Source organism: Mesorhizobium sp. B2-4-1 (assembly GCF_006442185.1).
GTDB lineage: Bacteria > Pseudomonadota > Alphaproteobacteria > Rhizobiales > Rhizobiaceae > Mesorhizobium.
In genome coordinates this window covers 357,837-382,590 of the sequence record NZ_VFVN01000003.1, presented here as the reverse complement: position 1 = coordinate 382,590, position 24,754 = coordinate 357,837, and the positions used below count along the sequence as shown (strand labels likewise).

Annotated in this window: 20 protein-coding genes; 5 read left to right on the top strand and 15 right to left on the bottom strand. The window is 63.7% G+C overall.

Annotated elements, in window-relative coordinates; translation table 11 throughout:
• The first annotated feature begins 101 nt into the window (after positions 1-101).
• Positions 102-1,103 (top strand): GlxA family transcriptional regulator, encoded by a 1,002-nt coding sequence (locus tag FJ949_RS10380; RefSeq protein WP_140495642.1) that lies wholly within the window; start codon positions 102-104, stop codon positions 1,101-1,103.
• A 9-nt stretch (positions 1,104-1,112) separates the two neighbouring features.
• Here the strand turns inward: FJ949_RS10380 and FJ949_RS10375 are convergent, their stop codons facing one another.
• The 15 genes from FJ949_RS10375 to FJ949_RS10305 all read right to left on the bottom strand — a co-directional run bounded on the left by FJ949_RS10375 (position 1,113) and on the right by FJ949_RS10305 (position 19,041).
• Positions 1,113-1,898, bottom strand: coding sequence for an ABC transporter ATP-binding protein (locus tag FJ949_RS10375; protein ID WP_140495641.1), 786 nt, complete (start codon positions 1,896-1,898; stop codon positions 1,113-1,115).
• On the bottom strand, positions 1,895-2,671 hold the full coding sequence (locus FJ949_RS10370; RefSeq protein WP_140495640.1) for an ABC transporter permease: 777 nt from the start codon (positions 2,669-2,671) through the stop codon (positions 1,895-1,897). Before FJ949_RS10370 ends, FJ949_RS10375 begins: the two co-directional genes overlap by 4 nt.
• Before the next feature lie 62 nt (positions 2,672-2,733).
• A complete protein-coding gene (locus tag FJ949_RS10365; RefSeq protein WP_140495639.1) occupies positions 2,734-3,678 on the bottom strand; it encodes an ABC transporter substrate-binding protein in 945 nt (314 codons plus the stop codon).
• Positions 3,679-3,818: 140 nt separating this feature from the next.
• A complete protein-coding gene (locus FJ949_RS10360; RefSeq protein ID WP_140495638.1) occupies positions 3,819-4,163 on the bottom strand; it encodes a peptidase inhibitor family I36 protein in 345 nt (114 codons plus the stop codon).
• A gap of 210 nt (positions 4,164-4,373) precedes the next feature.
• Entirely contained in the window at positions 4,374-5,219 is an 846-nt protein-coding gene (locus FJ949_RS10355) for a DUF1194 domain-containing protein (RefSeq protein ID WP_140495637.1), read from the bottom strand.
• Positions 5,220-5,319: 100 nt separating this feature from the next.
• Complete coding sequence (locus FJ949_RS10350) at positions 5,320-7,881, bottom strand: FAD-dependent oxidoreductase (protein ID WP_140495636.1); 2,562 nt, start codon at positions 7,879-7,881, stop codon at positions 5,320-5,322.
• A 148-nt stretch (positions 7,882-8,029) separates the two neighbouring features.
• Positions 8,030-8,788 carry an FkbM family methyltransferase gene (locus FJ949_RS10345; protein ID WP_140495635.1) on the bottom strand — a complete coding sequence of 253 codons (759 nt, stop codon included), beginning with the start codon at positions 8,786-8,788 and terminating at the stop codon, positions 8,030-8,032.
• Positions 8,785-10,017, bottom strand: coding sequence for a hypothetical protein (locus FJ949_RS10340; protein WP_140495871.1), 1,233 nt, complete (start codon positions 10,015-10,017; stop codon positions 8,785-8,787). The genes FJ949_RS10345 and FJ949_RS10340 overlap by 4 nt, the downstream gene beginning before the upstream one ends.
• 11 nt (positions 10,018-10,028) lie before the next feature.
• On the bottom strand, positions 10,029-11,459 hold the full coding sequence (locus tag FJ949_RS10335) for an aspartate aminotransferase family protein (protein WP_181169601.1): 1,431 nt from the start codon (positions 11,457-11,459) through the stop codon (positions 10,029-10,031).
• A 104-nt stretch (positions 11,460-11,563) separates the two neighbouring features.
• The gene (locus FJ949_RS10330; protein ID WP_140495633.1) at positions 11,564-12,571 is read right to left on the bottom strand and encodes an NAD(P)-dependent oxidoreductase; all 1,008 of its coding nucleotides are present in this window, start codon (positions 12,569-12,571) and stop codon (positions 11,564-11,566) included.
• Positions 12,568-13,017, bottom strand: coding sequence for an EamA family transporter (locus FJ949_RS10325; protein WP_140495632.1), 450 nt, complete (start codon positions 13,015-13,017; stop codon positions 12,568-12,570). Before FJ949_RS10325 ends, FJ949_RS10330 begins: the two co-directional genes overlap by 4 nt.
• Positions 13,018-13,140: 123 nt before the next feature.
• A complete protein-coding gene (locus tag FJ949_RS10320) occupies positions 13,141-14,493 on the bottom strand; it encodes an FAD-binding oxidoreductase (protein ID WP_140495631.1) in 1,353 nt (450 codons plus the stop codon).
• 2 nt (positions 14,494-14,495) lie between these two features.
• On the bottom strand, positions 14,496-15,929 hold the full coding sequence (locus FJ949_RS10315) for a UbiA family prenyltransferase (RefSeq protein ID WP_140495630.1): 1,434 nt from the start codon (positions 15,927-15,929) through the stop codon (positions 14,496-14,498).
• A 206-nt stretch (positions 15,930-16,135) separates the two neighbouring features.
• Positions 16,136-16,399, bottom strand: a complete 264-nt coding sequence (locus FJ949_RS10310) for a hypothetical protein (protein ID WP_140495629.1) — start codon at positions 16,397-16,399, stop codon at positions 16,136-16,138.
• A 152-nt stretch (positions 16,400-16,551) separates the two neighbouring features.
• Positions 16,552-19,041 carry a mechanosensitive ion channel family protein gene (locus FJ949_RS10305; protein WP_140495628.1) on the bottom strand — a complete coding sequence of 830 codons (2,490 nt, stop codon included), beginning with the start codon at positions 19,039-19,041 and terminating at the stop codon, positions 16,552-16,554.
• 452 nt (positions 19,042-19,493) lie between these two features.
• Between FJ949_RS10305 and FJ949_RS10300 the strand changes: the two genes are divergently transcribed.
• From FJ949_RS10300 to FJ949_RS10285, 4 genes are read left to right on the top strand one after another with little or no spacing between them, the layout of a single operon-like run.
• The gene (locus FJ949_RS10300; RefSeq protein ID WP_140495627.1) at positions 19,494-20,753 is read left to right on the top strand and encodes a sarcosine oxidase subunit beta; all 1,260 of its coding nucleotides are present in this window, start codon (positions 19,494-19,496) and stop codon (positions 20,751-20,753) included.
• 54 nt (positions 20,754-20,807) lie between these two features.
• The gene (locus FJ949_RS10295; protein ID WP_140495626.1) at positions 20,808-21,104 is read left to right on the top strand and encodes a sarcosine oxidase subunit delta; all 297 of its coding nucleotides are present in this window, start codon (positions 20,808-20,810) and stop codon (positions 21,102-21,104) included.
• Complete coding sequence (locus FJ949_RS10290) at positions 21,101-24,094, top strand: sarcosine oxidase subunit alpha (RefSeq protein WP_140495625.1); 2,994 nt, start codon at positions 21,101-21,103, stop codon at positions 24,092-24,094. The genes FJ949_RS10295 and FJ949_RS10290 overlap by 4 nt, the downstream gene beginning before the upstream one ends.
• Positions 24,087-24,674: a sarcosine oxidase subunit gamma gene (locus FJ949_RS10285; protein ID WP_140495624.1), complete on the top strand. Its 588-nt coding sequence runs from the start codon at positions 24,087-24,089 to the stop codon at positions 24,672-24,674. The genes FJ949_RS10290 and FJ949_RS10285 overlap by 8 nt, the downstream gene beginning before the upstream one ends.
• Positions 24,675-24,754: the final 80 nt, after the last annotated feature.

The following is a 24,754-nucleotide window of genomic DNA, read 5'->3' as shown; positions in this document are numbered from 1 at the left end:
ATCTTGCTAAAGCTCCTTAGCCGATTGACAAGGATGGTTTTTCCTGTTGTCGCTATGCTATTCGCGACATTCTGTTCGCGCCATGGCTGCGTGAGGTTCCCGTGAACGCCGTTAAGCATCCGATCAAGCGATCGTTTGTATTTTTTCTCATTCCCGACTTCACCATGATCGCCTTTGCGACGGCGCTCGACCCGCTGCGCTCGGCCAATCGCATGCTCGGCTACGAGGCCTATCGATGGCGCCTCGCCAGCATCGACGGTAAGCCGGTGCGCGCTTCGAACGGTGTCGAATGCGCGGTCAACACCTCGCTGGAGGAGGAGCGCAGGAAGATGGGAGGGCCGGATCGCCCCAACATGGCCATCGTCTGCAGCGGCACCAATGTCGAGCGCTACCAGAACAAGTCCGCCTTTGCCTGGCTGCGCGAGGAATACAATCGCGGCGTCTCCGTTGGCGGCCTGTGCACCGGCGCGCATGTTCTGGCCGCTGCCGGCCTGTTGTCCAACAAGCGCTGCGCCATCCATTGGGAGAACCTGCCGGGCTTCTCCGAGGCATTCCCGAAAGCCAATGTCTTTGCCGACCTGTTCGAGATCGACCAGAACATCTACACCTGCGCCGGCGGCACCGCCGCGCTCGACATGATGCTGAAGCTGATCGGCGACGATTTCGACGAGAATCTCGTCAACCGCGTCTGCGAACAGGTGCTGACCGACCGTGTGCGCAGCCCGACCGACCGCCAGCGCCTGCCGCTGCGTGCCCGGCTCGGCGTACAGAACTCGAAAGTGCTGACCATCATCGAACTGATGGAAGGCAATCTGTCGGAGCCGCTGTCGCTGATCGAGATCGCCGACCATGTCGACCTGTCGCGCCGGCAGATCGAGCGGCTGTTCCGCACCGAGATGGGACGCTCGCCGGCCCGTTACTACCTCGAAATCCGCCTCGACCGTGCAAGGCATCTCTTGATCCAGTCCTCGATGCCGGTGGTCGAGGTGGCGGTCGCCTGCGGCTTCGTCTCGGCCTCGCATTTCTCGAAATGCTACCGCGAGCTCTACGCCCGCTCGCCGCAGCAGGAGCGCGTCGACCGCAAGCAGCTGCTGGCGGCATAGAGGCGCGCCTCAGAGCACCTCTGCCGACCGCATCGCCTCGACGCGGATGTCCTCGGTCAGCCGCGCCTTCAACACGGAGAATTCCGGACTGGTCTTCAGCGTGTAGTGGCGCGGGTGCGGCAGGTCGATGGCGACGTCCGACTTGATCCGGCCGGGCCTGGCCGTCATCACCACCACGCGCGACGCCATGAAGATCGCCTCCTCGATGTCGTGGGTGACGAACAGAACCGTTTTCTTGCGCCGTTCCCAGATGCCGAGCAGCAGTTCCTGCATCAGCCCGCGCGTCTGGTTGTCGAGCGCGCCGAACGGCTCGTCCAGCAAAAGAATCGCGGGGTCGTTGGCCAACGCCCTGGCGATCGCCGTGCGCTGCTGCATGCCGCCGGAAAGTTGCTTCGGCCAGTGGTTCTCGAAGCCCTCCAGCCCGACGAGGTCGATATAGGAGGCGACGATTTCGCCCCTCTCCCGCTCGGCCATGCCGCGTTCGCGCAGGCCGAAGGCGATGTTTTCGGCGACCGTCAGCCATGGGAACAGCGTGTAGGACTGGAAGACCATGCCGCGATCCGGCCCCGGCCGGGTCACCGCTTTGCCGTCGAGCAGCACGCGCCCTTCGCTCGGCGCCTCCAGCCCGGCGACGATGCGCAAGAGCGTCGACTTCCCGCATCCCGAAGGTCCCAGGATGGTGATGAAATCATTGGCCGCGACCGCCAGGTCGACAGGCATCAGCGCCTGGACCGGTGAGCCGCCGCGCACGCCGGCGAACGTGCGCGAGACGCCCTCGATGAGAAGCTTGCTCATGCCAGGCTCCATGGGAAGAGCCAGCGATTAAGCGCCTTGAAGGCAAGATCGGACAACAGCCCGATCAGCCCGATGACGATGATGCCGAAGATGATCTGGCCGGTTGCCAGTCGCGACTGGCTGTTGATGATCATGTAGCCGATGCCCGACGACGAGCCGATCAGTTCAGCGACGATGACATAGGTCCAAGCCCAGCCGAGCACCAGCCGCAGCGTCTCGGCGATCTCGGGCGCATTGGCGGGCATGATCACACGCTTGACGATGCCGTTGTCGGTGGAGCCGAGCGTGTAGGCCGCCTCGACGAGATCGCGGCGCGTGGAGCCGACCTTTACCGCGATGATCAGGATGATCTGGAACACGGAGCCGACGAAGATGACCAGCAGCTTCTCCAGTTCGCCTATGCCGGCCCAAAGGATAAGCAGCGGAATGAAGGCCGAGGCCGGCAGGTAGCGGGCGAAGGAGACGAACGGCTCCAGGAACGCCTCGACAGGTTTCCACGCGCCCATCGCTATGCCCAGCGGCACGGCGACGGCCGATGCCAGCACGAAGCCGCCGAAGACGCGCCAGATGGTGATCAGTATGTCGAGCCAGAACCGGTCCTCGACCAGCAGCCGCCAGCCATCCCGCAGCATCGACAGCGGATCGGCGAGAAAGATGCGGTTGACGTGGCCGCCAAGCGTGATCCACGCCCAGAAAACGACGAACAGCACGAAGAAGGAAATGCCGAGCACGGTTCGCGTGCCCGGCGAGATCGGATGCAGGGGGCGCGGCATTTACAACGGTCCTTGTGGAAGCGAAACGGCGGCGCGGGGCGCCGCCGCAAGACAGCGGCCGCTCAGTTCGCCACGGCGCTGGTATCGGACAGCGTGGAGACGTCAGGCGCTTCCTTGATCAGCCCCATCTGCAGCAGAAGCTCGCCGGCGGTCTTGGAGAAATCCTGGAACTCCTTGGTGAAGAACTGCTTGTTCTCCGCCCGGTCGGCCCATTTCAGGTACTTCGCCGAATCCTCGAACTCCTTGGCCGACTGTTTCACGTCCGCGCCCATGATGCCGTAGGATTTCTGCGGGTCCTTCTTGATCAGGTCGAGCGCGTCGAAATAGCTGTCGGCAAGCGCCTTGGCGGCGTCCGGATTGGCTTTGAGGAATTCGGGCGTGCAGCCGACCGTGTCGAGCACCATCGGGTAGTCGAGCGTGGTCGCCAATATGTGGCCCTGGTCGGCCTTGTCGCGCACCGCCGAGATGAACGGCTCATAGGTGACGGCCGCGTCGTTCTGGCCGGCAAGGAAGGCCTGCGCCGCCGCGTCCGGCTCGAGATTGACGACCGTGACATCCTTTGTCGACATGCCGTTCTTGTTCAGCACCCAGGCCAGCAGGAAATAGGGCGAGGTGCCCGGCGCCGAGGACGCGACAGTCTTGCCCTTGAGGTCGGCGACGGTCTTGATGTCGTTGCGCACCACGATGCCGTCGGCGCCGTAGGATTTGTCGAGCTGGAAGATCTGCTTGGTGGTCACGCCGCTGGCGTTCCACACCTGCCACGTCTCGACCGTGGTGGCGGCGCATTGCAGGTCGCCGCTGGCGATGGCGAGCGGGCGGCTGGCCTGCGGCACTTTCTTCAAGGTCACGTCGAGGCCGTGCTTCTCGAAGAGTCCCGCCTGTTTAGCGAGCGTCAGCGGCGCGAAGCCGGTCCAGCCGCTGATCCCGATAGTGACCGATGTGGCGGCCGTCGCCGGCGCGGACAAGCCGGCGGCAAGCGCCAGCGTAAGGATAATGGTCCTGTTCATGTCAGTTCCCCTTTGTTTTCTCTGGGGGAATGTTCACGGACGCCGCCCGGCTGTCAATGAACAGGGCCGTGTTTGCCCACATCGTCGGCGACGAAGGTTCGCCTTGCCGCCACAAAACGGCAAGGCCGAGGACCTTGTCGTCAATACTGGTCGCAGTAGCACTCCGCGGACGAGATTCGGTCGTTCCAGTCGCTACCGCCGAAATCGCGGACCCTGCGCCTGATCTCGATCGATCGGCCTCCCCTGCGCGAATCCTCATAGGCAACGAGAGTGCAGCCTCGGCGAACGATCACCGACGACACGCGGTCGTTCCAGAACTCGCGGCCGCGAAAATTGACCGAATCGTCGGCCCCGAGCGCGATCGACCGTCCGCGAAAATTGCCATTTTCGAACATGATGCAGGCGGCCTGATCGTCGTATTGGGCGCTGGCGCCGTCGGCGTAAAGCATGGACGCGACCGCAGTCAGGATAGCTAGACGTCTCATCTGGTGTTTCCTCGGTTTGACCGCGTCACCCCGCCCGCCGGATGGCGCGGCAAGGCCAGTTTGCCACTGCTTCTGCCGGACTGGCAAGCCTGGAACAGTTCGGCATTTCACGGAAACGCCGAACCGCTTTGACTATTTTTTTCAATCAATTCCAAAGGGAAAGCGTTACGCGCGTACCGGGAAGGCGCTATGCGCTTTTTCTGGAATTTCTCAGCGGCTATCGAGCATCCAATTGCGGTTGCGCCACATCTTTTCGCCGACCAGGCAATCGCTGGCCTGTTCGGCCTGCGCCAGCACCACCGGCGGACGATCGGCCTGGTCAACCGGCCGCGGCGAGGCCGGGCCGGCGAGTTCAAGCACAAGCTTGCGGCGGATAGCTTCGGGAAACTGCGTCCAGTCGTTGACCGGAACCATGAAGGCTCCGGGACCGCCAATGACGCAGTCGCTGTAATAGCGGTCGAGATCGTTGACATCGTAGGCGCTGGTGAAGCCGCCGCGGGTCATCAGCGGCAAGCCGTTTATGACGATGCCTTGCTTGACCACCTCGTCGCGGATGATATCGACCGGCGCGCCCTGGTTGTTGGGGCCGTCGCCGGAAATATCGATGACCCGCTTCGTCCCTTGAAAGCCACTTTCGGCGAAAAGGTCCGCGCCGAATTCCAGCGCGCCGGAGATAGACGTGCGCCGCGCGCTGTTGGGAGGCTGGGCGGACAGCCGCGCCACCACCTGCTCGGCGTCGGCGCGAGTGGAGATCACCGTCCACGGCACGATGACGTGCTGCGAGTTGGTGCCAGCCCATTCGACATAAGTAACGGCGATCCTGCCATAAGCGCCGGCGGCGATGGCTTGCAGCACATGATCGTGCGTCAATGCAGCAGCGTAGCCGCGACGCTGGATCTCGAGCTCGTCCGCCGACATGGACAGCGAGACGTCGACCGCCAGCACCAGTTCGACGTCGACGGGTTCGTCCGCGAGCGACACCGGGGCCAGCCACAGCATCAGCGCCAGGGCGGCGGCGCCTGAAAGCAGATGTCTTGCGCGAGCAAAAGCAGACATGCCGCAGGGTAAGCCAGAATCGCCAGCCGAAAAAGAGAAAAGCCCGACCATAGCCGCCGGGCTTATCAAAATTTGCTCACGAGCCCTGCTGGGAGGTTGCCTAGCTTCTCGGCTTCAAATTCTCCGGATCGTAGAGCGGCTTGTAGCCGACCCCGGCGACCTCGACCGGATAGGTCTCGCCGAAATACTCCACCTTCAGGTTGCGGCCCTCTTGGGCATAGGCCCATGGCAGATAGGCGAGCGCGATGTTCTTGCCGATGGTCGGGCCGTAAGCGACCGACGTGGTGAAGGAACGGCGGCCGAGTTCGTCGACCAGCGTCTCGCCGGTCTCGGGTTCCAGCACCGGCATCGTGCCCACCGGATAACGCGCCACACCCTTGGAATCGGTGTTTTCGGTCATCACCAGCGTGCACAGCATCGCCGGCTGGTGCTCGCGGGCGCGGTATTCCAGGTGCTTGGCCTTGCCGCAGAAGTCGTTCTCCTTGACTTTCGGGCGGGCAAGATCGGCCTCGAGCAGGTTGTACTCGGTGAGCAGATCGGCATTCTGCAAACGCAGGCTCTTTTCCATGCGCCGCGTATTGGCATAGGTCTCGACGCCGAACGGCATGACGCCGGTCGAGCGCAGCGCATCCCAGACGGCCAGGCCGTCCTCGTAGCGCATGTGCAGTTCCCATCCCTGTTCGCCGACATAGGAGATGCGGAAGGCGGTGACGTCCTTGCCGGCGATCCGGATCGGCTTGATCGCGGCGAACGGGAAATTCTCCAGCGCAAGGCCCTCGGGATTCTCGACCACCTTTTGCAGGGTTGCTCGCGCGTTCGGGCCCCAGATGCCGATGGTGACGTATTTTTCCGTCACATCGGTGATGGTGACATCGAAACCTTTATCCTGCGCGGTGCGGCGCATGTACTGGAAGTCGCGCGGGCCGGCGTCCGCGCCATCGATCAAACGGCAGCGGTCGGCCATGCGGATGACCGTGAAGTCGGCGCGCACCATGCCTTCCTCGTCTAGGAAGTGGGTGTAGATGCCCTTGCCGATATTGTTGTCGCCGCCGATCTTGGCCGCGCACAGCCACTCCAGCAGCGCGACGTGGTCAGGTCCCTCGATGTCATACATCGAAAAGTGCGACAGGTTGACGATGCCGCAGTCTTCGCTCATCGCCAGATGCTCGGCATTGGACACGCGCCAGAAATGGCGATTGTCCCATTCGTTCTCGCGCACCGGCACCCGGTTGGCGTATTTCTCCAGAAGATGCTCGTTGGCGGCATAGCCGTGCGCGCGCTCCCAGCCGCCCAGCTCCATGAAATAGCCACCGAGTTCCTTCTCGCGCTCCCAGAAGGGCGAGCGCCTTATGTTGCGGCCCTTGGAGAAGGGCTCGCGCGGGTGCACGGCGGGATTGTAGACCTTCATCGCCGTCTCGGTGCAGCGATCCCAAATGAACTGCTCCTTGGTCTGGTGCGGATAGAAGCGCGCATAGTCGATGGCGTGATGGTCGATCGAGGTGCGGCCGTCCGTCATCCAGTCGGCGATGAGCTTGCCCATGCCCGGGCCGTCCTTGACCCAGATGGCAACGGCATACCACAGCCCCCTCACCTTCTGGCTCTCGCCCATCGACGGGCCGCCATCCGCCGTCACCTGCAGCAGGCCGTTGAAGGAATGGCTTTCGTTGTAGCCGAGTTCGCCCAGGATCGGCGTCAGTTCCATGGCGCGCTCCAGCGGCGCCAGGATCTGCTCCATGTCGAGATCGCGCTGCGAAGGCGAAAGCCGGGCCTGGTCCTTCTCGAGCAGGTCGCGCGGATGGCAAAGGCGCGGATTGGTCTCTTCGTAATAACCCCATTCGATCTGCCCGCCCTCGGCGGTCTTGGGGTCGCCGGTGTCGCGCATATAGGCCGAATTGCCCTGGTCGCGCAGCAGCGGCCAGCCGATCTCCTTGCTCGTGCCGGCGAACTCGTTGTAGGGCCCGAAGAAGGTGAGCGGATGGTCGATCGGCATGACGGGCAGGTCCTCGCCCACCATCTCGGCGATCAGCCGGCCCCAGATGCCGGCGCAGACGATGACGTAGTCGGCCTCGATGGTGCCGCGGTCGGTCACCACGGCGCTGATGCGGCCGTCCTTGACGACGAGCGACCGGGCCGGCGTGTTGGCGAAGGATTTGAGCTTGCCCGAGGCTTCCGCCTGGTCGACGAGCTTGCCGGCGACCGTCTGCGAGCGCGGGATGACCAGGCCGGCGTCGGGATCCCACAGGCCGCCCTGCACCATTGCCTCTTCGATGAGCGGAAATTTCTCCTTGATCTCGGCGGGTTCGATCAGCCGGGCGCGCGTGCCAAAAGCCTTGGCCGAAGCGATCTTGCGCTTGATTTCGTCCATGCGGCTGTCATCGCCGACGCGCGCGACTTCGAGGCCGCCGATGCGCGCATAATGGCCCATCTTCTCGTAGAAATCGATGGAGTAGAGCGTCGTCCAGCAGGACAGGAAATCGTGGCTGGTGGTGTAGCAGAAGTCGGAAGCGTGCGCCGTCGAGCCGATGTCGGTCGGGATGCCTGATTTGTCGATACCGACAATGTCGTCCCAGCCGCGTTCGATCAGGTGATGGGCGATTGACGCGCCGACAATGCCACCCAGGCCGATGATGACGACCTTCGCCTTGTTCGGAAACTCTGCCATTGCCCGCGACTCCAGGTGCTGTTGCGGGCGGCGTCGGCGCCCGTCTGATCGGCGCACAATATGCAGACGACGATGAGCGCGCTACCGCCTGTTTGCGACACGCCGCGAATGCGTCGCGACCCGATTTGGATCAGGAAAATCGCTGCCGTCAGGCGAAGGCCCAGATGTCCTCGGCCTGGAAACCGACCTGGTAGCCGGCGGTCTTGAGCTTGACCACGACCTGGCCGATCTCCGGAGCGGGCAGTGCGCCGACCTCGACCTTGATCATGCCCGGACGGTAGCGTTGGAGATCGAGTTGCTCGAAGACCATCCAGTCTGCGCCCTCGCAATCGACGAGGAAGGCGTCGATATGGCTGATGCCGTTGCGGTCGAGCAATGTCTGCAAGGTCTCGGACGGCACTTCGATGTCCCTGAGATAGGGCGCGAATTTGTTGAAATTCACGTCATCCTCGCCCCAGGCATTCTTGCCCGACATCAGGTTGGTGTCGGTAACCGAGGAGCAGCCGATGAACTCGATCGGCAGCGTGCCGGCCTCGAGCGCGGCGGCATCGAAGGTGTGGACGGTGATCGTCCCCCTTGTTTTCGTGACGGCAACCGGCTCGATGATGAACCGGTTGGTATCGGGATAGTTGGCGCGCAGGCGCTTCTGGTTATAGGGGATCGGCTCGACCAGCAGGGCACGGGCGCCTGGAATGCGATGCAGCCAGGGCGTGACGTCGTCGAACAGCGCGCCGTCGCAGGCGCCGACATTGACCATCTGGAAGGGCCGCCTTGTCCCGCCGAGGCGCGCTTTCAATGCCGCCCCGGCCAGGAATTTCGTGCCGCGCAGCGACGGCCCCCGGTCGAGCAAACCGGCCGGAAGGCCAAGCGACAGCGCGATGCGCGTCAGGCTGGACAGCGAACTCATGGCGTGTCTCCGGGAATGACATGCAAGACGGCGCGGTGCTGGTCACGGCCGACTGTCGCCCACAGCGCCATGAAAGGGGTGGCCAGCAGCAGGAATGGCGGAACCAGATGCGGGAAATAGATGCGCGTGTCGTGGATCGGGAAGACGGTGAATTTAGCCAGCGCGCCGAGCACGAGCGCCGCGAACAGAATGCCGGCGCGTCGGTCGAGCCGGAAGCCGGCACGGCCGACCGCGTACCAGCCGGCCAGCGCCAGCACCGAGACGCCGACCCAGCTGTTCAGGTTGACGGCGCGCAGCAGCGATGCGGCAAATGCCTTGAGATAGGCAACGACGGAGAACGGCGGCTCGAACCCGTCCATGTTGTAGTGCTGCTCGACGCTGGAGAACCACAGATGCGGCCACCAGCCAGGATGATGCGACCAGTGCGAGATGGCGAAATAGGCGACGAAGGACGCCGCAAAACCGACCAGCGCACCCCATGCCTGCTGCCGGAAGGCGATGAGCAGAACGGCGAAAACGGCAAGAAAGACAATATTGTCCGGCCGCACCATGAAGGCGAGGAAGAGCAGGATCGCCGTCGCCGCCTCGCGGCCCCTGACATAGGCGTAAAGCCCGCCGAGCAGCAGTGCCGAAGTCAGCAGATCCGGCGTCGAGGCGCACGCCGCATCGCCGAAATCGGCCATGATCAGCACCGCGCCGATCACCGGCGCCAAAGCCAATGCTTTTTCCGAGCGCAGCCAGAGCAGCGTGATCGCGCCGAACAGCAGCACCGAGGCTACCTGCACCAGCCGCATCGCCTCGACCGGCGACATCGCCGCGCTCAGCGTCGACAGGATCTCGGCGTAGAGGAACTTGATCCGGTACATGCCGAGCAGCGAATGGAAGTCGGCGGCATTCTCCGCCATGTGGCTGCGGAAGCCGCCGCCATCGTCGGTCAGCGTCTTGTAGTCACCTGCCGAGACCCCGGCCTTGACGGTGTTGTAGGCATAGTCATGCAGCGCCTGCGCATCGGGGTATGTGCCTTCCTCTGATACGGCGAGATAGGGCAGCATGTCCCAATTGGCATCGGGCATCACCCAGGCCGTCAGCGCCGTCAAAAGGATGTAGAACGCGAAAGCCGCCGCGCCGATGGGTGCCGCCAGCCGCGCATAGGTCCCCTCGCCCCACGCCAGGCCGGCCGCTGTGAGCCGGTCGAGCGGGTTTTGCGGAGTGGGCGACTTGGTCAGCATCGTCGTGGTGCTCAACGAACCTGGCTTTTGACGAAATCCTTCACGATTCCCACAATGCCGCGCGACAAAAGGCTGTCGAAAGCGTCGACAAACCGGTCGACATGCTCGCGCTGGCAGATCAGCGGCGGCTCGAGCCGGATGACGTTGCGGTTGTACTCGGTGAAGGCGACCAACACGTCATAGTCACGCAGCAGCAGCGCGCCGATAAAGCCCGACAGCGAACCCTTCAGCTTGTCGTCAAGCACGCTGACCACCGGCCGCAACACGGTCGGCAATGTCTGCGAGAAATCATGGAACTCGAGCCCGATCATGAGCCCCTTACCGCGGACGTCCTTGATGATCTTGGGGTATTTGTCCTTCAGTGCCTGGAGGCGCTGCAAAAGGTACTCGCCGGTAGCGGCGGCATTGTCGATCAGGCCCTCGTCATAGAGAACGTTGAGCGCTTCGATCGAGGTGACGCAGGCCTCGCCCATGCCGCCGAAAGTCGCCATGGCATGGATCATCGCCGTCTTCGGCGTGCCGTAGGCCTTCATATAGATCTCGCGCCTGGCGACCATCGCGCCGACCGCCGCCTTGCCGCCACCGAGCGACTTGGCGAGCGCCGTCACGTCGGGAACGACGCCATAATGTTCGAAAGCATAGAAGCGGCCGGAGCGGCCATAGCCGCACTGCACTTCATCGGCCACCCACAGCACACCGTATTGATCGCACAATGCGCGCAGCTTCCGCCAATATTCCGCGGGCGCCTGGATGATGCCGCCGCCGCCCTGGATGGTTTCCAGCACGATGACGCCGATCTCGGGATCGGCGCGGAATGCGCGCTCGACCGCTTCGATGTCCGCGAACGGAATCCGGACCGCATTGTCCGCCACCTTGAAATCGGCGCGGTAGAGCTGGCCGTCGGTGATCGCCAGCACACCCTTGGTCTTGCCGTGGAAGGAATTCTCGGCATAGACGATTTTCGGCCGCTTCGGGCCGGCGGCACGCTCGGCGAGTTTTACCGCCGCTTCCATCGCTTCCGAGCCGGACGAGCCCAGAAACACCATGTCGAGATCGCCGGGCGAACATTTGGCGATGTTGTGCGCCAACGCGGCCGCATATTGCGACATGAAGGCGATGGCGATCTCCTGGCGCTTCTCCTCCTGGAATTTCTTGCGCGCTTCGAGGATGCGCGGATGGTTGTGGCCGAAGGCCAGCGAACCGAAGCCGCCGAAGAAATCCAGGATCTTGCGGCCGTTCTGGTCGATGTAGAACATGCCCTCGGCGCGCTCGATCTTGATCTTGTGGAAGCCGAGCAGCTTCATGAAATGCAGCTGGCCCGGGTTGAGATGCGCCTTGAACAGGTCGGTCATCGCAGCGACGTCCATCGCCTTGGCCTGCTCGACGCTGATCAGGTCAGGCTTGGCGATGGTGGCTGGCGACAGCGCCGGCGCGCTGATCATGGTGCGCGCGCTCGCCTGATCGGGCTTGGCCATGACGGTCATTTCAATCTCCTGTCCGCGCGCAGGATCGGGGATCGTGCGCAAATGAAACTGTTGGCGGGCTGCTATTCGGCGGGCACATGTTTGGTGGCGACGGCGTGGCCGGCCTTCCTGGCGCGGTATTCACTGTAGGCGGCGATCAGCATGTCCTCGTCGCGATGTTGCGGCACCCAGCCAAGCTGGCGTCCCGCTTTGGAAACGTCGAGCACGCACTCCTCGTCGGCGATCAGATATTGCTCCGGATCCATGATCGGCAGGTTCATCAGGTCGAGCAGGTCCAGCGTGCGCTTCACCGCCCAGCCCGGTGTCGGGATCAGGATCGATTTCGAACCGGCATGCCTGATCAGGTCGCCGAGCAATTTCCTGACCGGCGGCGGGTTGAGCGAACCCAGATTATAGGCCTCGTTTGGTACGCCGGCTTTCCAGGCCGCGCGGGCAGCTTCCGCACAATCGAAAACAGAAATGAACTGGTATGGATTCCGGCCCGAGCCGATCATCGGCACCGGAAGGTTCCAGTCGATCAGCTTGAACAGTTTTTCAAGGATGCCGAGGCGGCCGGGACCGATGATCAGGCGCGGACGAAACAGCGAGATCAACATGCCGCGCTTGCGCCATTCGGCGGCCAGTTCCTCCGTCTTCTGCTTCGACCAGCCATATTCGCCGAGCGGCGCGACCGGATGCTCCTCGGTCATCGGGAAGGTAACCGTATGGCCGTAGATCATGTCGGTCGTGTAGTGGACAAGCCTGGGTGCGCCAGCCTTGTCCATCGCCTGCATGATATGCTCGGTGCCATGGAAATTGACCGGAAAGAAGAAATCGTGCCGCTTGGCGCGCACCTGGATCGGCGACAGCATCTTTGCCGACAGATTGTAGACCATGTCGTCGGCCTTCAGCCCAACCGCCGCCACCGATGCGGGATCGGTCACGTCGCAATGGATGAAGCCGACGTTGCGGTAATGCGCAAGATCGCTCTTGACGATGTCGGCGACGACAACCTCCTCGCCATCCGCCACGAGCTTCGGGGCAAGGTGGCGACCGACAAAGCCGTCGCCGCCGAAAATCACATGTCTCATCGAACTATCTCGCTGGTGCCGATCTTGCCGGGAGTGATGGAAACGGTCTGCTCGTCATGCCCGCGGACACCCAAGTCTCGGCCGCTTTGGGCGATCAGCACCGTGCCCACGCAAATGCAGGCGATACCCGCGATGCGCCAGCCATTGAGGTCCTCGCGGAAGACGAAATAGGCGAAGACCGCGACGGCGACATAGGCGAGGCTAAGGAAGGGATAGGCAAAGGAAAGCTCGACCTTGGACAGCACGTAGAGATGCGAGGCCATGGAAATGACGAAGGTGCACAGGCCGAGGAACACCCAGGGGCTGAAGACGATCTGCAACAGCCTGATAAGCGGGTTGGCGCCTTCGAACGAGATCGGCCCAAGCGACATCATGCCTTGCTTCAGCATCAGCTGCGCGGCCGCATTGGTCATGACCGTAAAGAGAATGAAGACGATATATTTCATAGCTGCTCACCCACCCGTGACGCCTTCTATTACAAACCCGAAAAGATTTCGTGAACTCACAAGGATATTTTGAGTAAATCTCCTCGTTAACCAGTCGCTAACCAAGATCCATTTCAATTTTATCTATTCGGCGGCCTCGGCGCCCCGCCTTCCCAGGTCGATGTTTTTCGCGGTGCGCGCCCAGAAGCCGGACATGAAGGCCGGATCGCGCTGCGCCTCCAGCCGCGACCACTCCGGAAAGGACGCGGCGAAGGTCGCGGCACTCATGCGCGCATCCTTGTAGGGGTTGACCGCTCCGCCGGCTCCGATGGCGATGCGGTCGAGTTCATCCAGCAATGCCAGGGTCGCGGCTCCCCTGTTGGGGAAATCCAGCGTCAGCGTGTAGCCAGGCCGCGGGAAGGAGAGCAGCGCCGGGGATCGGACGCCGCCGAAGCGTTTCAGAACAGTGAGGAACGAGCCCTGCCCCGCCCGCCTGGCAGCCGCGAGCAGCATCGGCACCGCTTCACGCGCGGCTTCTTCCGGCACAACGCTCTGGTGCTGGAACAGCCCGTTCGGACCGTAAAGCCTGTTCCAATCGCGCACACCGTCCAGCGGGAAGAAGAAGTCCTGGTAGCCGACCTGGCGCGGCGCGGCAGAGCGGCCCTTCCGCCATCGGTAGGCCGCATTGAAGGCGCTCAGGAACGGCCGGCTGAGCACATTGAAAGGCGGCTGGAACGGCACCGCGAAATTGCCGCCGGCACGCGCGGCGGTGTGCGAGCCATGCTCGGCGTGGTTGCCTGTGAACAGCAGGCCGCGCCCGCTGCGCCTGCCGCCGGCGAGCTGATCGATCCAGGCGACGGCATATTCATTGGCCTGGTCCGCCGCCTCGGCCAGGTCGAAGAACTCGCCCAGGTCGCGAAACGGCGTCACCTTCTCGATGATGTCGAGGGAATGCACCCGCATCAACCGGATCGAGGCCGACAGGATCAGGCCTGTCAGCCCCATGCCGCCGATCGTCGCCCGGAACAACCGCGGATTGTCCGTGGCGGAGCAGCGGTAGGTCTGTCCATCGGACCGCAGCAGCGTGAGGCTTTCGACATGGCAGCCGAACGTGCCGCGCCGGTGATGGTTCTTGCCGTGGACGTCGTTGGCTATGGCGCCGCCGAGCGTGACGAACTGCGTGCCCGGAACGACTGCCGGGAAGAAGCCGTAGGGCGCGGCGTGGGCAATGATGTCGGACAAAAGCACGCCCGCATCCGCTTCGAGAAGGCCGGTCTCGGCATTGAAGGCGCGGATGCGGTTCAGCGGCCGCATGTCGACGACCGCGCCGGCCTCGTTCTGGCAGGAATCGCCGTAGGATCTGCCATTGCCATAAGCAAGCAGCGAGGCTTGCCTGGCCTGGCCGCCCTTCAGCAACACGATCGCGTCATCGATGCCGATGACGCGGGGCGCGGGCAACGTCGCGCGCCCGAAGCTGTCGAAGCGCTCGCCGGCCATGTCTACCAGCCCCCAATCACCAGCAGCACGGCGCCGATCAGCACCACGATCTGGCTGCGCCAGTCGCGGATGATGAACACGACCGGATCGTCATGCATCTCATCGCGACGCGCCAGGATCCAGACCCGCATGGTGAGATAAAGCACGATCGGCGGCAGCGGCCAGATCAGCCAGGGATGCGGGTAGAGCTCACGCACCGCGACACTGTCCATGTAGAGCGCCAGCACCAGTGCCGAGGAGAAGGCCGAAGCCATGCCGGCCTGGGCGACGATCTCCTGGTCCTCGGTGCGATATCCGCGCCCGGCAATGCGCTCGCCGGGTGGAATGGCCGTGGTGCGCAATTCGACGAAGCGCTTCACCAGCGCCAGCGACAGGAAGAAGAAGATCGAGAAGGCGAGCAGCCAGAACGAGACCTCGACGCCGGTCGCGGCCGCGCCCGCCAGAACGCGGATCGTGTAGAGGCCGGCCAGCGTCAGCACGTCGACCAGCAGCATGCGCTTGAATGACAGCGAATAAGCCGTGGTGACAGCCATGTAGCCGCCGAGCACGGCGAGGAATTCGGGCGCCAGAAACAGTCCTGTGCCGATGCCGATCGCCAGCAGCACCGCGATCGCGCCGATCCCGAACGGGATGGAGAGCGCGCCGCTGGCGAATGGCCTGTGACGCTTGGTGGCATGCTTGCGGTCAAGCGCCAGGTCGAAGAAATCGTTGAGGATATAGATGGCCGACGCCACCGCGCTGAACGAGATGAACGCCAGCACGCACTCCCAGATCATGCCGGTGTTGAAATATTCGTGCGACAGCACCATCGGCACCGCGATCAGCGAATTCTTCAGCCACTGATGCACGCGCAGCATTTTGACGATGGTCCGCAATGTCGGTTTCGGCGCCGACATGGTTTCGGCGCCATGCGCCGCCTGCCAGCGCGCGGCGTGGCGGTCCGGCGCCACCACGATCGCGCTGCGTGCCGCATCGAAAACCTTGAGATCATGGCGGCTGTTGCCGGCATAATCGAAGCCGCCATCGCCATAGGCCGCAATAAGCGAGGCACGCTTCTTGCCGGAAGTCAGATTGTCGACCCCGTCCGTCGCCAGCACCCGGTCGAAGACACCGAGGTGGCGAGCGATGGCGTCGGCGAATTTGCGCGGCGTGCCTGTCGCCAGCACGATCTTGCGGCCTTCGGCATGCTCGGCCCGGATGCGGTCGAGCAATGGCGCGCGGTAAGGCAGCGACGCGGGATCGATATCGACGCGCTGGGCGATGGCCTGCTTCAGCCGGGCCGGCCCGGCGGCGGCCCAGAAAGGCACGAGGAAAATGTAGAGCGGGTTCTTCTTGAGAAGGATGAACAGTCCTTCCCATAGCAGGTCGGTCGCGATCAGCGTGCCGTCGAGATCGACCGCAAGCGGTATTGCGTTTCCGTCGGACCGCGCGTCCATGTCGTCCTGCCCTGCCTCGAACCCGTCGCGCCGTTTGTCGGCGTCTTCACAAGACGTATAGCGGGGAGACGGCGTAACGAACGTTAAAACGCCGGGTTGTGGGCGGCTGTCACTGCGGTATTTCCCGTGTCATTGTTAAACAACCGCTACCGGAAACAATAAAAGGCCGGGCAAATGTCCGGCCTCTCAAGAGATGTGGACAAAAATTACTTGATGCGGGCGATGCCGCCCGAGATCTCGACCGTTTCCGAGCCGGTCAGGGCTTCGAGATCGCCATTGGGCAAGGTGACGAAACAGCCATTCGGGCAGAATTCCACGGTTTCGCCGGCGGCCAGCGCCAGGTCGGTCTTGCTGCCGCCTTCCGTCACGATCAGCGTGCGGGTCTCGGCGTCCTTGTTGACCGCGCTGGCGGAATGGGCCGACCCGCTCACGGCGAGCAAGGCGACGGCAGCGACGAGAGACTTCCACATGTGCAATATCGGTGTTCCCACCGCCTCTGTTGCATTTCGCAAGGCATTCTCGCCTTTGCATGGGAGCTTATATGAGATGGAAGCTGAACCGCAACTGAATGCCGCATTCATGCCGCAATTGGTTTGATGGCCTGAACCTTACGACCGCCGATCTAATCCGGATCAGGCTTCTTCGCCTTGCGTCCTGATTTGGAGAGACGTTTGGCCTCGGCCGCGGCCTCCGCCTTTGCTCGTTCCTGCTCGGCGAAGTCGGCCTCGATCTTGTCGTCGTCGGTCGGCCAGGCCTTCGCATGCTTGGGCTCGACGACCGCGCGTGGCGTCGAGGGTATCTCGATATGCTGGTCGCTGAATGTTTCCAGCACGGTGAAGCGGATGTCGTTCTGCACGATGTTGCCGTTCATCACATCCGCCAGGAACAGGCGGATCTCGAATTCCAGCGCGGCAGGCCCGAAATTGGAAAACAGGACGAAGGGTTCGGGGTTCTTCAGCACCAGCGGATGACCGCGGGCGATCTCGAGCAGGACGGCGTGCACCTGCTTGACGTCGCTGCCATAGGCGACGCCGACCTTGATGTCGATGCGGCCGAGCTTGTTGCGGTGCGTCCAGTTGCCGACGGCGTTGTTGATCAGGTTCGAATTGGGCAGGATCACCGACTGCCGCTGGAAGGTCTCGATCTCGGTGGCGCGCACGCTGATCTTCTTGACGGTGCCGCTGATGTCGCCGGCGACGATCCAGTCGCCGACCTTGAACGGCCGCTCGGCCAGCAGGATCAGGCCCGAGACGAAGTTCGACACCACGTTCTGCAGGCCAAAGCCGATGCCGAGGGAAAGCGCGCCGGCGACCAGCGCCAGGCTGGACAGATCGATGCCCGCCGCCGAGATGCCGATCAGTGCCGCGAGTGCCACGCCGGCATAGCCGACGGCCAGCCGGATCGAGTTGCGCACGCCCGTGTCGACCTTGCCGCGCGCCATCACCGAACCGTCGAGCCAGCCCTGGAACCAGCGCGTCAGGAAATAGCCGATGATGAAGACGACGATGCCCGAAAGGATGCCGGTGACCGAAATCGTCACCGAACCGATATTAATCCCAGTCGCCAGTTTGTAAGCCCAGGCCTGGATGTCGCCCGGTTGGAAGCCCCACATCAACAGGATCAGCGGCAGGAAGACCAGCACGATCATCACATTGATGGCGACGCTGACGACAAGGCCGAGCTGGTCGAGCGCGGTGTCCTCGTAGCTGGAATTGGCCGACAGCCAGCGCCCGACCGACGTGTTGGCGAAGGCGCCCTCGTCGCCGATCGCCTGTGCCGACAGGAAGCCGATATAAGCGGTGACGAGCGCCGTGCCGGTGACCACCACCTGCAGCGAGACGAACAGCGCAAGGCCGATATAGCCAAGCAAGGCGGCTATGATGGTGAAGAGCCCCAGAGCCAGCGCCAGGTAGCGCAGCCATGCCGGCCAAGGCCGCCAGCTGCCGTCACGGGCCTTGAACGGCCGCAGCATCGCCATCAGGATCAGGATGATGCCGACGACGATGGTGGCCACGAAACTGCGCGCGATCGTCAGCGACAGCGGCGATCCCATCTTGTCGTTGATGACGGACAGGAAGGTGTTGACGCTGATGACCACGGCCATGGCGGTGGTCAGGCGCACCAGCCAGCGCGCCGGGCCGGATTCGACCGGGATCAGGCGCCAGTTCGGCAGCCGTGGCTCGAGCGCCGCATTGGCCAGCCGATTGACGCAGAACACCACCCCGATGACGGTCGCCAGCGCGTTGAGGAAAAGGCCAATGTCGCCGCGCAAAACGTTGTAATAGTTGAAAAAGAAAATCGTCGACCCAAGAAAGGCGCCGACCGCCAGCGTCGGCAGCAATGTCGACCAGAAGGCCACCGACAGGCGGCTGAGATAGGACGGGTCCTCATTGGACGGATCGGCTTCGAACACCCGTCCAAACAACCGCCTGCCGCCGACCAGAAGCACCAAGGCCAGCCCGAGCGCCACGAAGGTTGCCGCCAGAATGGCCTGGAACTTGAACCTGAAGGCGAAGCTCAGCCAGGACGAGACCGCCTTGTAGAAATTGCCGAACTCGTCGCGGGCGTCGGAAAAGACCTGTGGGCTCAGCGCATCCGACAGCACATAGCGCTTGGTCAGGAGATTGCGGAAAAGCGCGCTGCGCATGTTGCCGATCTTGTCGATCATCCCGCTGATGCGGATCGACAGCGTCTGCGCCTGCGCGATGACCGCGTTGATCTCGGCCTTTTCGGAGACCAGCGCCTGGCGCTCGGTGCTGACGATGTCGGGTTCCGGCGGCTGGCCTGCGGCGGGTGCCGGGCCAAGCTGCTCGAGCCGGCTGTTGATCTCGCTAAGGCGGGTGCGGAAGGCCAGCGCGCTGTTCAGCGATTGCCGCGACAGTTCCTCGAGTTGCAGGCGGATATCGACGAGAGTGGCGTCGTCGTCGCCGTCCTGCTGGATCTTCTTGTCGAAATTATCGGTCTTGGTCGTCAGGTCCTGAAGGATTTTCTGCTGGTCGGCGACCAGTCCGGCAGGCGCCTGGCCAAGCCCTTGCGCCGACGCATCGAACGAAAGCGGCGCCGAAACGACAAGCGCGAACATCAAGACGAGACGAAGCAATTTGAAAAACATGATTTGTTGGCGACTCAAGGCGGCAATGGCAATTGAATTTGCCTGTCCTTGATAAAGACGGCCATATCATGGGGCAAGCCGTCGCATCCGACCGCCAGGGCTCCGAACTCGGGGCAACAAAGACCTGACGACCGCCAGTCCCGTTGTGCCGGCAGCTTTATGATAGGAATTTTTTCTTGACTGGGTGAAGGCAGCTATGGTAGATATTCAGTCATGGTGCTGAGTTGCGCCAACGACCCGCCGCACAGGCGGGTTTTTTCGTTCAATGCTCCATCAACAGCGCGCCGGCGAAGGACCCCGTCACCCGGACTCGTCCCCTGATCCGACCGCACCTGCGCTGATCTGACGGTGGCCGGAGCGTCGGCCAGTCGAAAGGCGATGGCGCAATATTGGCTTTGCGCGTGCGGCCTGCTCTATAGTCTGCCGCATCGCCCGAAACGGACATCATATCCATGGCAGAGTACTCGGCCCTTTCGCTGCTCGCGAACGCGCTCAAGGGAAACAAGGACTGGAAGCCGGCCTGGCGCAAGCCGGACCCGAAGGCATCCTACGACGTCATCATCATCGGTGGCGGCGGGCACGGGTTGTCGACCGCCTATTATCTCGCCAAGGAACACGGCATCACCAATGTCGCGGTGCTGGAAAAAGGCTGGCTCGGCTCCGGCAATGTCGGCCGCAACACCACCGCCGTGCGCTCCAACTATCTGCTGCCCGCCAACACCCGCTTCTACGAGCATTCGATGAAGCTGTGGGAGAACCTGTCGCACGATCTCAACTACAACGTCATGTTCTCGCAGCGCGGCTGCCTGAACCTGGCGCACACGCCGGCCCAGTTCGACGACTATGCACGGCGCGGCAACGCCATGCGCCATCTCGGTGTCGACGCCGAACTGATGACGCCGGCGCAAATCAAGCGCCTGATCCCCGCGCTCGATATTTCCAGTGATGCACGCTTCCCCGTGGTCGGCGGCCTGATGCAGCGGCGCGCCGGCACCGCCCGCCACGACGCCGTGGCCTGGGGCTATGCGCGCGGCGCCGACCGGCGCGGCGTCGACATCATCGAGAATTGCGAGGTCACCGGCTTCCTGCGCGACGGCGACCGCATCACCGGCGTCACCACATCACGCGGCGACATCCGCGCCAAGAAGGTGGCGGTCGCGGTGGCCGGCAGCACCGGCCGGGTGATGCAGCTTGCCGGCATCGAGACGATGCCGATCGAGAGCCATGTGCTGCAGGCCTTCGTCACCGAATCGCTGAAGCCCTTCATCGATACGGTCGTCACGTTCGGCATGGGCCATTTCTACATGTCGCAATCGGACAAGGGCGGCCTCGTCTATGGCGGCGACATCGACGGCTACAACAGCTACGCCCAGCGCGGCAACCTGCCCATCGTCGACGAGGTGATGAGCGAGATGCTGGCGCTGTTCCCGGGGCTTGCCCGCGTGCGCATGCTGCGCTCCTGGGGTGGCGTCTGCGACATGTCGATGGACGGCTCGCCCATCATCACCACCGGGCCCCTGCCCGGCATGTATCTCAACTGCGGCTGGTGCTATGGCGGCTTCAAGGCGACGCCCGCCTCCGGCTGGTGCTTTGCCTGGACCATCGCCAAGGACGAGCCGCATGACCTCAACGCCCCCTTCACGCTCGACCGCTTCCATCGCGGCCTGGTGATCGACGACAAAGGCCAGGGCGCCAATCCCAGACTGCACTGAACAATATCTCTCCAAGCAAGGCTTCACCGAGCAAGGCTGCACCAGGAATATCCGATGTTGATCACTTGTCCCTATTGCGGCCCGCGCGACGTCATCGAGTTCACCTACCAGGGTGACGGCAACCGCGAGCGTCCCGACCCCGCCTCGCAGAACTTCGAAGCCTGGAACGCCTATGTCTATGACCGGCTGAACCCGGCCGGAGACCACAACGAGATCTGGCAGCATTCCGGCGCCTGCCGCGCGCATCTCAGGGTCGTGCGCAACACGCTGACGCATGAGATTTCCAGCGTCGCCTTCGCACGCGTCGATCACGGCCCGGTCGCGCGTCGCAAGGCGGAGGGCAGATCGTGAGCCCGCGCCGCACCGAAACCGGCGGCCGCATCGACCGGCTGAAGACCATCCGCTTCACCTTTGATGGCGCGTCCTACACCGGCCATGCCGGCGATACGCTGGCTTCGGCACTGCTGGCCAACGGCGTCACGCTTTACGGGCGCTCGTTCAAATACCACCGCCCGCGCGGCCTCCTGACAGCAGGCGTGGAAGAGCCGAACGCGCTGGTGACGGTGCTGAAGGGCGAGGTCCGCGAGCCCAACATCGCGGCGACCATGGTCGAGATTCATGACGGGCTGGTCGCCGTCAGCCAGAACCGTTTTCCGTCGCTGGCCTGGGACGTCAGCGCCGTCAACCAGCTCGGCGGCAAGCTCCTGTCGGCCGGCTTCTACTACAAGACCTTCATGGGTCCGGTGATCGGGCCGCTGAAGGGCACGCGCTTCTGGATGTTCTGCGAGCATTTCATCCGCCGCGCCGCCGGCCTCGGCCGTGCCGGTTCCGCGGCCGACCCGGCGCGCTATGAGCGCATGAACGCCTTTTGCGACGTGCTGGTGGTCGGCTCCGGCCCTGCCGGGCTGACGGCCGCCAAGGCTGCTGCTGACCAGGGCGCGCGCGTCATACTTAGCGAACTCGATCCGCGTTTCGGCGGCTCGGCCAACTGGTCGAACGAGACGATCGATGACCTGCCGGCGGCCGACTGGGCCAGGCGAACCGTGGCCCAGCTCGAGGGTTACGACAATGTCCGGCTTCTGCCGCGCACCACGGTCTGGGGCTACTACGACAGCAATACGCTTGCCGCCCTTGAGCGCGTCACCGATCACAAGGAGACACACGGCAAGGGCGAACCACGCCATCGCTATTGGGCGATCCGCGCACGGTCGGTTGTGCTGGCCACCGGCGCTTTCGAACGGCCGCTTGTATTCCCGGGCAATGACCGCCCGGGCGTCATGCTGGCGCATGCCGCGGAGCGCTACGCCAACGAATTCGGCGTGCTGGCGGGGCAGACGGTCGCGCTGTTCACCAACAATGACAGCGTCTATCGCTGCGCCCTGGCGCTGAAGAAGGCCGGCGCAAGGATTGCCGCGATTGTCGATGTCCGCCCCGAGCTTTCTGGCCAAATGCGCAAGCTGGCCGAGGAGACCGAAGCCGAGATCTTTCCCGGCCATGCCGTGATCGCCACTGAGGGCGGCAAGGCGCTCTCCGGCGTCAAGCTGCAGCGCTTCGACATGACCAACGGCACGCTCACCGGCGATTCTCGCAGCATCCATGCCGACTGCCTCTTGATGTCGGGCGGCTGGTCGCCAACCATCCATCTGGCCAGCCAGGCCGGCGCCAAGGCGGAGTGGAATGCCGCCCGACAAGCCTTCCTGCCGCCGAAGCCGACGCAGAACTGGATTGGCGCCGGCGCCTTCACCGGCAGCTTTTCCACGGCCGAAGCAATGATCGAGGGCCGCGCCGCGGGCCTTGCCGCGGCAGGCGCGCAAGCCACGCCGGCCGCACTGCCCCCGGTCGAAGCCGTAGCTTGCGATCCCGATCCGGCGCCGGTGTTCGAGATCAGGGCCAGCGGCAAGAGCTTCGTCGACTTCCAGCACGACGTGACGTCGGAGGACGTGCGGCTGGCGCACCGCGAAGGCTTCGTGTCGGTCGAGCATCTGAAACGCTACACCACGCTCGGCATGGCGACCGACCAGGGCAAGAATTCCAACGTCCCCGGCCTGGCCATCATGGCCGAGGCGCTGGGCAAGCCGATCCCGGAAGTCGGCACGACACGCTTCCGGGCGCCTTTTGCACCGGTTTCGATCGGATCACTGGCGGCGGAGCGCTTCGGCGACCTCAAGCCCGAACGGCTGACGCCGATGCATGACTGGCATGTCGCCAATGGCGCAACCATGTATTCCGCCGGCCTGTGGTACCGGCCGATGATCTACGGCCTTGCCGGCGAAACGGTCGAGCAGGCCTATGTGCGCGAGGCCAGGGCGACGCGCGAAAGCGCCGGCATCGTCGATGTCTCGACGCTGGGCAAGATCGCGGTGCAAGGTCCGGACGCGGCCGAATTCCTCGACCGTGTCTACACCAACATGTTTTCCACGCTGGCCGTCGGCAAGGCGCGCTACGGGCTGATGCTGCGCGAGGACGGGCTGGCCTTCGACGACGGTACCACATGGCGGCTCGGCGAACAGGATTTCCTGATGACCACCACCACGGCCAATGCCGGCAAGGTTATGCAGCATCTGGAATATTTCCTCGATGTGGTCTGGCCGGAGCTCAAGGTTCATGTCACCTCCGTGACCGACCAGTGGGCGGGTGCCGCGATCGGCGGGCCGAAAGCCAGGCAGATCCTGGCCGGCTGCGTCGTCGGCACCGCTGTCGACAATGCGGCGCTGCCGTTCATGGGCATCGTGCATGGCCAGATCGCTGGTGTGCCGGTGATGATCTGCCGGCTGTCCTTTTCCGGCGAAATGGCGTTCGAGGTCTATTGCGGCGCCGACCATGGCACGCATGTCTGGGAAGCGCTTATCGAGGCCGGCAAGCCGTTCGGACTGGTAACCTACGGACTGGAAGCACTGGGCACCATGCGCATCGAGAAAGGCCATGTGACGGGCGCCGAGATCGACGGCCGCACCACGGCGCGCGACCTGCATCTCGACTGGATGCTGTCGAAGAAGAAGCCGTTTATCGGCTCGGCGATGATGGACCGCGAGGGCCTCATCTCGCCCGACCGGCTGGAACTTGTCGGCCTGGTCTCGCTCGACAACAGGCCGCTCAACGGCGGCGCGCATATCGTCGAGGAGCTTGACGAGTCCAACCCGCACGGCTCCATCGGCCACATCACGGCCTGCTGCTATTCGCCGGCGCTCGGCAAGCACATCGCGCTGGCGCTGATCAAAGGCGGCAAGGCCAGGCACGGCTCGCGCGCCCATGTCTCCGATCCGCTGCGCAACCGGTTCGGACCGGTCGAGATCGTTTCCAACCACTTCTACGATCCGGACGGGAGCCGCATGCATGGTTGAGCGCCTTTCACCGCTGGAACCGGAATTCCATGTCGGCTCGCACGGCAATTTCGAACATGGTGTCGAGGTCATCCTGACCGAGACGAGACCGGGCTCGATCGTGCAGCTCGCCGCCTGGCCGGGCGAAGAGAAGAAACTGATATCAGGCATCCGCGCCGTCGCCGGGCTTACGTTGCCCGACGGTGCCGGCGGTGGCGCCACCAATGGCGCCAAATCGGCATTCGGTTTCGCACCGGGAAAGTTCACCGTAGCCGACGAAGCCGAGGGGCTGGCCGCGGCTTTCGCGGGCGTGGTGACCCCCGCCATCGGCACGGTGACCGATCTTTCGCATGGCCGCAGCGTGATCCGCATCGCCGGACCGAAGGCCGAATGGGTGCTGGCGAAGTTCTTCGCCATCGATTTCGCGCTGCCGGCCTTCCCGCTCGGCGCCGGCCGCTCGACCACCCATCACGATGTCTTCGCCCAGGTCCAGCGCACCGGCGGCGACCAGTTCGACATCTACGTCTTCCGTTCTTTCGCGCGCTCCTTCTGGAAGGCGCTGTGTCACGCCAGCGAGGAAGTCGGCTACGAGGTACAGTAGGCTCGGGGTCGACGAATTCTGGCATCAAGGCCGGCCGGCTCTGACGCTACAGCAATGCGCCGGCGGCCGTCATACTGGCA